Genomic DNA, 12074 nt, shown 5'->3' with positions numbered 1-12074 from the left:
CAGATACGACTCGAGGGACGCACCCCGGAGGAGTTCCGGGGCATGTCCCTCGCGGTCTAGGGCTGTATCCTAATTAACAGCGTCCAACAATCGGGGCGCAGTTCACTTTTCCGTCAAGTTTCCTGAGCTTCTCAGCTCAGGCTTCGTTGAGGAGCCTGGATGGCCGTCTCGCCGATCGGGGTGAGTTCGTTTCCTGAGCTTCTCAGCTCAGGCTTCGTTGAGGACGGTCGAGTCGGCCGAGGGTTTCCGACGCGGCGTAGAGGTTTCCTGAGCTTCTCAGCTCAGGCTTCGTTGAGGAATATATTTATTGAAAATGATGTTGGATGATGGAAACAAGTTTCCTGAGCTTCTCAGCTCAGGCTTCGTTGAGGAGTCAGGTCCCAGTGCAGGCCCGCGTGGAATGCGCCGGTTTCCTGAGCTTCTCAGCTCAGGCTTCGTTGAGGAGAGGTCGCCATCGACAAGCAGCTGCCGAAGGCACTGGTTTCCTGAGCTTCTCAGCTCAGGCTTCGTTGAGGATCGTTGTTGTGGAGCCATTGCCGGCGGCGGAGCGGTTTCCTGAGCTTCTCAGCTCAGGCTTCGTTGAGGATCATCTGCATGGAAATCAACATGAAAGCGAACCCCGTTTCCTGAGCTTCTCAGCTCAGGCTTCGTTGAGGAATGAACGGCGCGTCCTTGCCCGCGTGAGCCATCAAGTTTCCTGAGCTTCTCAGCTCAGGCTTCGTTGAGGAGGTATGACGTCTGCGGTCACCCACTGGCACAGCAGTTTCCTGAGCTTCTCAGCTCAGGCTTCGTTGAGGACCAGCAGTGCGCGTCCAGCTTTTCCAATTTGGCGAGTTTCCTGAGCTTCTCAGCTCAGGCTTCGTTGAGGAACGTACATTTGCTGCCCAACATGGAAGTCAGCCCACAACGTTTCCTGAGCTTCTCAGCTCAGGCTTCGTTGAGGACCAGGACACGAAGTGGTTCGCCTATCAGGAAACCGTGTTTCCTGAGCTTCTCAGCTCAGGCTTCGTTGAGGATGGAAGGAGACGACATGTCAGCTGAAGACGTGTGGAGTTTCCTGAGCTTCTCAGCTCAGGCTTCGTTGAGGAGAGTATCGAATCGTAGGCGTCGCATAGATGGTTCAAGCCGTTTCCTGAGCTTCTCAGCTCAGGCTTCATTGGGGTTGGCCTCGACTACGTCAGCAACCAGACCCCGGTCAGTTTCCTGAGCTTCTCAGCTCAGGCTTCATTGGGGTGAAATGGAACTTCTTGGAATTATTACCAATGGCGTTTCCTGAGCTTCTCAGCTCAGGCTTCATTGGGGTTGCCATGCCGCAGCGAAAGGCCACGGAGACACGGAAGTTTCCTGAGCTTCTCAGCTCAGGCTTCATTGGGGTGGCACGACCTATCAGGCTCTGGCCGCGAAGAATGGCGTTTCCTGAGCTTCTCAGCTCAGGCTTCATTGAGGATCATGATTGTGCGACTCATGACCACCTGCGCCCAGTTTCCTGAGCTTCTAAGCTTAGGCTTCGTTGAACTGAGGTCACCATCGGCCTGGACACGGACCTGGGAAGTTTCCTGAGCTTCTCAGCTCAGGCTTCGTTGAGGACAAAAAGTGAGAACGACATGATAGAATCTCCCTTGGCTTCCTGAGCTTTAAGCTCAGGCTTCGTTGAGGAATGTTGTAGTCACGGGCCTTGCTGATATCCTGCACGCCGTTTCCTGAGTTCTAGGTTCAGGCTTCGTTGAGGAGGCGGCGCATTCGTACCAGGCAACACCAACCCCAGCAAGTTTCCTGAGCTTCTCAGTTCAGGCTTCATTGAAGTGTGTCCTGGGTTGGTTGGCTGTGAAAGTCCACATTCCAGTGTCCTCCGGTTTGAATTTTGTTGAGGGGAATGCTGGTGTGGACTTTCGCAGCGTCATCGTTCGTCAGGCTTTTTGTTGCGATCTCCGTTGGACGTACTTTGGCCCCTGGTTGCTGCGGAAGTCCACATTCTCTCGATTTCCTTGGCGGTTTCATTGGAGGAGGCCGGTATGGACTTTCGCAGCGTAGTTGAGCTGGTCGTTCTGATGGAAAGCGGTGTGGAATTTTGTCATCGCATAATTTACTGGGCTTTTTATCTTGGGCTTTGCAAGGCGCGACATATCGATAGTGGCTGTGAAAGTCCACATATATTTTAGGTCTCTCGATCAGTGTTGTGCATTGACGGATTCGATGTGGACTTTCACCGCCACAACGTTTTCGAGCTTATTCGCATCGTGCTTTTTGTTGAGGGATGTTCCAGTTGACATTGGCTGTGAAAGTCCACACTTTTCTGGACTTTCTATCCGGGGCTTATTGCGGTGATTTGGATGTGGACTTTCACAGCGTAGTTGCATTGGCGGTTCTGATGGTATGGTGTGGACTTTTGCCGCCTTATCGTTTCCTAAGCCTTCTCGTATCGGGCTTTGTTATGTGAAGCGTCCCAATGATAACGGTTGCGGAAGTCCACAATTCCCAAGGTTTTATGGTCCGGGTTTTGTTGAGAGCGGATGCGGACTTTCGCCGCACGGCCGGGTCGTACTGAGGGAATTATTGTGGACTTTCGCAGCCGCATAGTCTGTTGAGCTTTTCGGTTCGAGTTCCGTCGTGGTGCGTTCCGGTTGTTAATGGCGGTGAAAGTCCACATATTTTCAGATTTTTCTCGGATTGGATTTTGTTGAAAATGGATGTGGACTTTCACACATGGCTGGGCTGTTTCTTTGGATTTGGCTCCGGGCTTTGCTGAAGAGCATTACAGCTGGTGATTGCTGTGAAAGTCCACATTCTTCCGGGTTCCTCGGTTCGGCATTTCATTGACAGATTCAGATGTGGACTTTCGCGGCTTATTGTCTGCTGACCTTCGCATTTTCGGCCTTCGTTGAAAATTGTCTTAGCTGTTGGTGGCTGTGAAAGTCCACTTTTTTAGATTCTCCCGTTTCCTGCTTTGCCGGAGAGATTCGGATGTGGACTTTCGCAGCATGGATTAGCGAGTGGTTTCATGGAAAGCGGTGTGGACTTTTGCAGCGTGACCGAGTCGTACCGGGGTCGTTGTGGACTTTCGCCGCGTGGTTGAGCATTATTTCGGAGAGGACGTTGTGGACTTTCACAGCATGCTGGACTTTTGGAGGCTTGGATTTGGTTTTGTTGAGATGTGTTCCAGTTGATGTTGGCTGTGAAAGTCCACATTCTAGGGTTTCTCAGATTTCTTGGTTCTGGCTTTGCTACGCGTCTAAGGTGTGGACTTTCGCAGCAAGATCAGGCCAGTTGTTCTGGAGAAAGCGATGTGGACTTTCACAGCCGTATCGTTTTTGAGTTTTCTCATATTGGTCCTTGTTGGGAGGCGTTCTAGCTGGTAATGGCTGTGAAAGTCCACAGTTTCCAAGGTTTTCTAGTTCAGGTTTTGGATGAGGACGGATGTGGACTTTCGCCGCTTCATTGTCTACTAAGGTTCGTGTTTCAGGCGTTGTCGAAACGTGCCTTTGCTGGTAGCTGCTGTGAAAGTCCACATTTTCAAGGTTTCTTTGATTAGATCTTGTTGATGGTGATGTGGATGAATATTTGCTTGTTTTAAGGCCATCGTTATTGCCGAAGAGGGCCAATCGTGCTGTTTGACGATTATTGCAGTTCAAGGCCATCGTTATTGCGCATCAAGGCCACCGCTTGTTAGGCTCCTTTCACCATGCGAGGCACGTGTGGTGAAAGGAGCTGCCAACATGGTAAGGAAAATCAAGGCCAAGGCGATACTCCGCCTGAACGACCAGGGCCTGTCCGGCAGGGCGATAGCCAGATCACTGGGAATCGCGAGGCAGAGCGTGGCCGAGGTGCTGTCCGCCTCGGCCTCCGCGGGAATCGCCTATCCGGACGTGGCCGCGAAACCCGACGACGAGGTGTATTCGATGCTGTTCCCCGGCAGGGGCGAACGGGAAAGCGTGTACGAGCAGCCCGACTGGGCCAGGATCCACCGCGAGCTCGCCCGCGTCGGCGTGACGCTGCGCATCCTGCACGGCGAGTACGCCGACGAATGCGCCGGCGCCGGCAGACCGCGCATGGGCTACGACCGTTTCTGCAAGCAGTACGCCGCGTACGTGGCGAGGAACGGTGTGACGAGCAGGGTCGAGCACAAGGCCGGACGCACCATCGAGGTCGACTGGGCCGGCAAGACCATGCGGATCGTCGACCCGGTCACGGGCGACGCGTCCAAGGCGTACCTGTTCGTCGGCGTGCTGCCGTTCAGCCGGTACGCGTTCGTGGAGCCGACGCTCGACATGGGCCAGAACGCGTGGCTGCGGTGCCACGTCGCGATGTACGAATGGTTCGGAGGCTCCACGCCGCGGCTGGTGTGCGACAACCTCAAGACCGGAGTGGTCAGCCATCCGCGCGAAGGCGAGGTCGTGCTCAACGACGCGTACCGTTCCATGGCCGAGCACTATTCCGCCGCGGTGATACCGGGACGCGTGCGCAGGCCGAAGGACAAGCCGTCCGCGGAGAACACGGTATGGCACGCGACCATGGCGCTGGCCGGCGCGATGCGCGACCGCTCTTTCGGATCGCTGGACGAGCTGCGCGCCGCCATCCGCGCGTGGCTGGACGAGTACAACTCCCGCCCGTTCCAGAAACGCGACGGGTCCAGGCGTTCCGTGTTCGAGTCCGAGGAGAGGCCGTTGCTGACGCCGCTGCCGGAAACGGCGTACGAGGTGGCGGACTGGATCTACGGCAGGAAGGTGCGGTCCGACTGCCATGTCGCGTACGCGCGCAACTGGTATTCCGTCCCGTACGCGTACGCCGGGGCCACCGTGGACCTGCGCGTCGGCGCCGGCACGCTCGAGGCGTGGCACGGGGGTTCCAGGCTCTGCACGCACCGGCTCCTGCCGGCCACGGCCGTCAACCAATACAGCACGAACGAGACCGACCTGCCCGGGAGGACCGTCTGGAGGCAATGGGACCGGGAACGCTGCGAGAAGTGGGCTCGACGCGTCGGCCCGGACTGCGCCTGTTTTGCTTCAATTTTTCTTAAGCAATTTCTGCACTATTTTTCCGCAGCATAGGCTGCCGGTTTCCAGCAGAAACTGCACCGTGTGACCGCCCAGACGAAAACAGGCACCAGCCCGCCGTGCCTGTATATTCCCGAGACGTGACCCAAAAACAAATCCGCCGGTTGCAGCCGGCGGCGCTCGGGAAGGAAAGGACGATGGCGATACCGATGCCCAACTGGATCGACACCGGCGAGTTCAACATGAGGCAACGGCACGGACGGTCCATGCTCGAATCCTGACCCTAGGGGGCCAGTGGCCTTGGAATGGTCCGCCACTGGCCCTCTTCGGCAATAACGGTGGCCTTGAAAGGGAATAATCAGTGGCCTTGAAAACTACGAATACTCAGTGGACTTTCACAGCATAACTGGACTGGTTGTTTTGTCGGAAGCGGATGTGGACTTTCGCCGCTTACGACTTGGTCTCTGATGGCTGTGAAAGTCCACATTTTCTGAGATTCGCGGTTTGCGTTTCATCAGCGAATCTGAAGTGGACTTTTGCAGCGTGACCGAGTGTTATTTCGGAGAGGGCGATGTGGACTTTCACCGTCGAATAGTCTGCTGAGTTCGCTGGTTTGGGTCCCGTTATGGTGTGGTCCGGTTGCTGTTGGCTGTGAAAGTCCACAATCTCTTGGTTTTCTTGGTTTGATCTTCATTGATGTAATCCGGATGTGGACTTTCGCCGCGAGGTGGAGTTGCTTCGAAGGAATCAATGTGGACTTTCACGGAATGTGGACTTTCACAGCATAATTGAATTGCCATCTGCCGTAAAGCGGACTGGCAATCGGGCATCATCGCTATTCCACTCCTGCCATAGCATGCGAGGAACATCGCTAAAACATCGCCGTGAAAGCCCTTTCCTCTTTGGGCATCGCAACGTGTCATAGATGTATTCATGGAATATGACACAGCCGTCCGGCAATGTCTCGGCAGTGAGCTGATGCGCGTCGCGGACGCCGCTTCATTCGCCATTTTCATCCGGAACGTCAGTCGAAGCGCGCGCCTTCTGGCTTGCTGGGCAGCGAATACAGGCACGCCTGGATGATCAGAGAGACGCCTAGACAGCCGAAGCTGATATGAAGCAGGATGAGCAGCTGTCCCGCGAACGTGTTCGGATCATGGAAGTCGAGCCTCATCTCATTCGGGATTATCATGATCGCGCCGATGCCGATGAACATCATGCCGACGGCGACGAAGGCCAGGATCGCAATAGCGAGGATGTTGCCGGAATGCCCCAGAAGAAGCCACCATCCACTGCGGTTCGCGTCGTGCAGCCTTCGTATGGAAATGGCCAGGAACGGCACCGCGATGGCCAGCGACCAGAGCAGTCCCATAAGCGTTCCGAAAGGCGGGAAGAGGAACGGGAGAACGGTCATCGGCACGACGAACAACATGGCCAGCCAGAATTCCCGTCTGCTGGAACGTCCTCTGAATTCCATGTAGCCTTCGAAGAACCGTTTGACGGCGTTGCCGGGACCGCATTGATGGTCGGGCATCCACTTGCCGTTCCGCCTCGGAGGAACGCCGTTTTTGTAGGAGAACCACGATTCCCTTCGTGGCCTTTGCTGGGATGGCTGTTGCGGAGACGGCTGTTGGAACGATGTCCGCATAGGCGTTCCAACGGGTTGGAATCCGATGGAACGCGTCACATACGTGGGTCGAGACGCGCATGCAGGCCCGTATGAGGACTGCGCATATGTGATTTGCGAATTCGCCGGTGGACTTCCGGGAACTGTATTTTCAGGCGGTGGATTTTCGGGATTGGGGTGGTCGTGGTGATCGCTCATTCGCTGAGACTTTCTCTGGAGTGAATGTGGGGTCGCATGTCCGACGGCGTCGGGGGAACGCCGTCATCGTATCATGCGTCGGTTTGCCCATAGCGCAACAATCCGTCGCGTCAACCGTCTGCCGCGGTTCTTCTCCTGTCACAGCAGGCCGTCCGCATGCAATGCGTCGTACATGTGGTCCAGGCATTCGGCCAGCAATGGGTACGGCATCGCCACGTTCACACGTACACAACCCTTGCCCGCTTGCCCGCACGAGCGTCCGTCGGTCAGCGCCACCTTCGCCTTGTCGAGGAAATAGGCTGCTGGATCGTCAAGGCCGAGTCCCGAGAAATCAAGCCAGCCGATGTACGTGCCCTGCGGCTTGATATAGCCGACTCCTTTGAACCGCGTGGTCATCCGCTCGTCGAAGAGATCCAGATTGCGGCGCACATAGGCGAATGCATCCTGGAACCACGGGTCGCCTTCGTTGTATGCGGTGGTGGTGGCGATTGCGCCGATTGTGGCGGTTTGGTGCTCGCTCCATTCGGCTCGTTCGGCCCACATCGCACGATCGGCGGGATTGGTGAGAATCACCTGCGCGCATTTGGTGCCCGGGATATTGAATGATTTGGACGCACTGGTGGCGGTCATCGACTGCAGCGCCGCGGTCTCGCTGATGGTCGGGAACGGAATGTGCCGTCCTTCGAACACGAACGGCGCATGGATCTCATCATTGAAGATGCGTACGTCGTATTTGGCGGCGAGGTCGCTGATGCGCCGTTCCTCGTCCAAGGTGAGTACTTTGCCAATCGGATTGTGGGGGTTGCAGAGCACGAAGGCGTGGCAGCCGGCCGCGAACGCGCGTTCGATGGCGTCGAAGTCGAACAGCCATTCGCGCTGTCCGTCGGCGTTCGTGCCTGTGGTCATTTCGATTTCGATTACGTCGATGCCATAGAGCTTCGGTACGCTCAGGAACGGCATGTACGCGGGCGTCGGCACCACGATGCTGTTGCCGGCTCCGACCAGTTCGCGCAGGAACAGTTCGTAGGCTTCCAGCACGTCGGGCACCACGCGGATGATGCCGGGGTCGACTTCCCAGCCATAATGCCGCTTCTGCCATCCGGCGCAGGCTTCGGCCACCCGGTGCTTCCACGGTTCCGGGATGTAGCCGAGTTTGCAATGGTCGCAGGCGCTGTCGATGGCCTGTTGGATGCAGGGCGCCAGACCGTAGTCCATTTCGGCGATGAACGCGCCGATGCAGCCGGGGTAGCGGGTCCATTTGTCGGAACCGACTTCGGCCAGGTCGGCGGCGGTGGTGTGGTCGATGGCGTCGGCATCGAAGCCGGAGTTGGTGTGATTGTTTTCTTCCATGCTGTCCAGCATGGTCGATTGCCGTGCGGGATGATGGTGTGTTCTTCGGCAGAATGCTGAGACTGTTATGAGGTTTGCTTATATCATGGGTTGTGGCTATTGCAAAACCATAGGTCTTGCAGTTAAGCGGTGTTGCGTTGCCGGTATTTTACTGGCGGTAGTGTTCCAGATAGCGTTGCGATGCCTTGCGAATCGCCGTTTTCACGCAGGCCACGGCTGGTCGATTGTCCGCTTTGCGCGTGACGAAGCAGACTGTGCGGTACGCGTTGTCGTCGGCGATGGGCAGCGCCACCAATTCGGGTTGCAGGCCGGCCGTCGTGGCCAGATGCGAGACGATCGACACTCCCATGCCGACTTCCACGAGATTCTGTGTGGCCCAATAGTCGTCAGTGGAATGCGTGATTTCCGGCGTGAAGCCGGCCGCGCGTGCCAGACGGACCAGATTGGCCTGACAGGTCTCGCAACCTGCAATCCATTGTTCGCCGGCCGCGCACGCCAGTTGCACGGCATCTTCCGAATCCACCTGCTCGCGCGCAATCCTGCTGTTTGCGCTGACCAGCAGCATCAGCGGATCGACGCCGAACGGGTCGACCTCCAAATCGGCTGGCTGATCGGCTATGGGCAGCGAATTGTATTGGAAGGTGATCGCGCAGTCCGCAAGCCCTTGTTCCAAGGCCTCCATGGCTTCGGGAGGCTCCATCTGCATCAGACTCACGCGGATGTCGGAGGTTTTGCCGATGTGCACGAGCACGCGTGCCACAAATGACGAGCATACGGATGGCGGGGCCACCAGACGGATGTGCGTCGAACCGTTGCGCCGATATTCCTCTACATCCTTGGCGGCTTGGATGAGACGGTTGTCGATCAGTTGGCCGTGTCTTGCCAGGATGCGGCCAACTGGCGTGAGTTTGACGCCATGTGACGTGCGATCCACTAGCTTTGCTCCGACGTCCTGTTCGCACCGCCGAATCTGCTGGCTGATGGCAGGCTGGGAGAACCCCGTCTCGCGGGCCACGGCCGAGAAGGATCCCAACCGTTCCACGTGCCATAGGGTCACGAGAATCTGCGGATTGAGGGTTGGCACGCTGGCCGACGTGCCAACTCCCTGTCCTGAAGCATCATCGGTCGTCTCGCCGCCATGCGCGTCCATGCGATTCGACACTGCCGTGATTCCGTTCAGCTTGCCAAAAACGCCGGAATCGCTTCGGCTGCAGCATAGCCGGCCCTGTACATGCGTTCCAAGCCTTCATACGACTTGCTCAACGTATTCAGGCCGTACATGCTTTCCGGAGCGAGGATGAGCACGCGGCCATCCTTCTCGTATTCCTTAGCCAACGCCACTTCGTCGTTGTATGTCTGGTACCGGTTCATCAGCTTTTCCGCGGCCTCCGGATGCGTGCGCTTCAGAATCGCGGCCGGACCCACATCCTTCTTCTGCTCACGTACGGTGTCCCTCGGACGGGTGAGAATCACCACGATGCGATCGTAGCCGTCGTCTATCGCCTTCTGCACGGGAATCGGGTCGGCGATGCCCCCATCGTAGTAGGGGACGCCGTCAATCACATACGGTTCGCAGGCCACCGGAACGGCTGAGGACGCCTTCATGATGTCGAAATTGTCGTATCCCACATCCGACTTGTCGAAGTACTTCGTGGACCCGTCGTCCGCATTGCACGCCACCACGGTGAAGCCGGTCGGATTCGCCGCGAACGCCTCATAATCCACCGGATTCTCGCCGTCATGGTTGCTCAGCGTGCTGTACACGTAGTCGAGGTTGGCGTAGTTGTGGTTCTTGATGTAGCTGTCGAGGCTCGCGTATTCCTTGCGAAACGCGTACTCGGTGTAGAACTTATGGGTGCGTCCGTGCTGGCGGGAGATATAGGAGACCATGTTGGCGCTTCCTGCGGAGATGCCATAGCAATGGTCGACATGCACATCATCCTCCAGCATGCGGTCCATCACGCCCGCGCCGTAAATCGCGCGGAATCCGCCGCCGACGTCGATCATTGCTGTCCTGTTGGCCATATGCGCCGTCCTTTCACTCCATGCGTACCATATTCGCTTCTGTTCGTTTCGCTGGTAATCCGTTTCCTGACTTTACGCGTCTTGTCGGGACATTCGCGGTCAGCGATCAAGCAGCGACCGCGACAATTTCGCTGTTTCCTCAGAGGTATCGGAATTCGACAGTTCGATGCCTCCCTGGGTGTCTTCCGGAGCGAGCTTGCCGAGCGATTCAAGCACCACTCCAAGATGGCGTACGGTGCCTTCGTTGCCGTCGATGACCGCCGCCGTATCGGGCAGCAGCTCCCGGAAATAATCGCGGTAGAACACGAAATGCGTGCATCCGAGCACGACGGCGTCGATCGTGGACAGATCGTATTGATCGAAATACCGGTGCAGGGCGCGCATCACCACATCATGGTCATCCAACTGTCCGCGCTCCACGATTTCCACCAAATCGGGGCAGGGCTGCGGAAAAATCGTATGATCCGCCTTGAAACGGTCCATCAGCACCGCGAATTTGCGTTCCCTCAACGTCAGGGGAGTGGCGGCGACGATGACGTGCTGGCGATTGCCGTGGCCTCGGTCGCATGCCACCTTCAATGCCGGTTCCATGCCGATGATCGGAATGTCGTACTTGTCGCGCAGTTCGTTGGCGGCGGCGGAAGTGGCGGTGTTGCATGCGATGACGATCGCCTTCACTCCTTGACGCACGAAACGCTCCACGATCGTGTCGGACAGTTCGCGCACCCGTTCCGGCGATTTCGTGCCATACGGCGCGTTCGCGGAGTCACCGAAGTACAGCACGCGTTCGTTCGGCATATCGCGGCGGATCTCACGCGCCACGGAGATCCCTCCCAAACCGGAATCGAAAACGCCGATCGGTGCCGTTGAAGCCATACGTCCTCCCTTGTTCCGCCTGTTCCGCGTTGCTCCGCGCGCGAGCGTATCATGCGCGCATCTCGCCAAACACTCCAATAGCCTACCGCGTGTAGAGTGAATCGGTATGAGCATTCCAAGCATTGTTTACAAAGCGCACGCCACGGGCAACGATTTCGTGGTGTATCTCGACGCTGATGGCGTGTACGAGCCTACCGCCGATGAGGTGCGATTCTTGTGCGACCGCCATTTCGGCATCGGCGGCGACGGTCTGATCCGTCTCGCGCATCCGCGGGCGGTGTCCGATCTGAGTGACGGCCAGCTTGCCGATTGCGCGGCCGGCAATGCGGATTGGTTCATGGACTACCGCAACGCCGACGGGTCGTTGGCCGAAATGTGCGGCAACGGCACCCGCGCGATCACCTTGTTCGCGCAGAGGCAGGGCATCGCCGACCAGCCGGGCGGCCAGCCGTTCCGTCTCGGCACCCGCGCCGGCGTGAAGGTCCTGACTTCACTCGGCGATGTGCCGGGCCTCGGCAAGGACGTGTTCCAGGTTGAGATGGGCGCATGGAAGCGTGGCAATCTCGATGGTTATGAGGTGACGATTCCGGGTACGGCGGGTTCCGCCCGAGGCACGTTCGTGGACATGGGCAATCCGCATGTCGTGGCTGTGCTTGAGGACGCGTTTGCCAGCCTTCCGAACGTCGAGGATCTTGATCTGACCGTCAAACCAGTGGTCTCCCCGGAGATTCCAACGGATCAGAACGTCGAATTCGTGCGCATCGACGAGCAGAGCGAAGGTGACGATGCGGGCGAGGCCACCATGCGCGTCAACGAGCGTGGCTGCGGCGAGACCTTGTCCTGCGGTACGGGACTATGCGCCACGGCCGTCACGCTGCGTGCCAAAACCGGCATCGACCATTGGACGATCACCGTGCGCGGCGGCACCCTGCGCGTCGACGTGACCGATACGGATGTGAGGCTCACCGGCAGCGCCACCATCGTGGGCAAGATCGAATTGCTGTAGT

Annotated in this window: 7 protein-coding genes and 1 CRISPR repeat array; of the genes, 2 read left to right on the top strand and 5 right to left on the bottom strand. The window is 57.6% G+C overall.

Features of this window, described 5'->3' with window-relative positions; all coding sequences use genetic code 11:
• Positions 1 to 117 precede the first annotated feature (117 nt).
• Positions 118 to 1587: direct repeats of the CRISPR family, unit length 36 nt; unit sequence GTTTCCTGAGCTTCTCAGCTCAGGCTTCGTTGAGGA.
• A gap of 2126 nt (positions 1588 to 3713) precedes the next feature.
• A complete protein-coding gene (gene istA, locus AC1ATL_RS07935) occupies positions 3714 to 5045 on the top strand; it encodes an IS21 family transposase (protein ID WP_476569805.1) in 1332 nt (443 codons plus the stop codon).
• 970 nt (positions 5046 to 6015) lie between these two features.
• On the opposite strand, the gene AC1ATL_RS07930 is transcribed toward istA, so the two are convergent.
• The 5 genes from AC1ATL_RS07930 to murI all read right to left on the bottom strand — a co-directional run bounded on the left by AC1ATL_RS07930 (position 6016) and on the right by murI (position 11067).
• Positions 6016 to 6525: a DUF805 domain-containing protein gene (locus AC1ATL_RS07930; protein ID WP_476569804.1), complete on the bottom strand. Its 510-nt coding sequence runs from the start codon at positions 6523 to 6525 to the stop codon at positions 6016 to 6018.
• Between the two features lie 429 nt (positions 6526 to 6954).
• Positions 6955 to 8166 carry a MalY/PatB family protein gene (locus AC1ATL_RS07925; protein ID WP_476569803.1) on the bottom strand — a complete coding sequence of 404 codons (1212 nt, stop codon included), beginning with the start codon at positions 8164 to 8166 and terminating at the stop codon, positions 6955 to 6957.
• A gap of 148 nt (positions 8167 to 8314) precedes the next feature.
• Positions 8315 to 9328 (bottom strand): LysR family transcriptional regulator, encoded by a 1014-nt coding sequence (locus AC1ATL_RS07920; protein ID WP_476569802.1) that lies wholly within the window; start codon positions 9326 to 9328, stop codon positions 8315 to 8317.
• A 14-nt stretch (positions 9329 to 9342) separates the two neighbouring features.
• Complete coding sequence (locus AC1ATL_RS07915; RefSeq protein WP_476569801.1) at positions 9343 to 10191, bottom strand: patatin-like phospholipase family protein; 849 nt, start codon at positions 10189 to 10191, stop codon at positions 9343 to 9345.
• 99 nt (positions 10192 to 10290) lie between these two features.
• Entirely contained in the window at positions 10291 to 11067 is a 777-nt protein-coding gene (gene murI / locus AC1ATL_RS07910; RefSeq protein WP_476569800.1) for a glutamate racemase, read from the bottom strand.
• A gap of 106 nt (positions 11068 to 11173) precedes the next feature.
• Here murI and dapF point away from each other — a divergent pair, with 106 nt between their 5' ends.
• The gene (gene dapF, locus AC1ATL_RS07905; protein WP_476569799.1) at positions 11174 to 12073 is read left to right on the top strand and encodes a diaminopimelate epimerase; all 900 of its coding nucleotides are present in this window, start codon (positions 11174 to 11176) and stop codon (positions 12071 to 12073) included.
• The last annotated feature ends 1 nt before the right edge of the window (position 12074 follow it).

It is taken from the genome of Bifidobacterium sp. LH_743 (genome assembly GCF_056355775.1).
The sequence above is the reverse complement of the archived record's forward strand: the minus strand, read 5'-3'. Positions and strand labels throughout refer to the sequence as shown.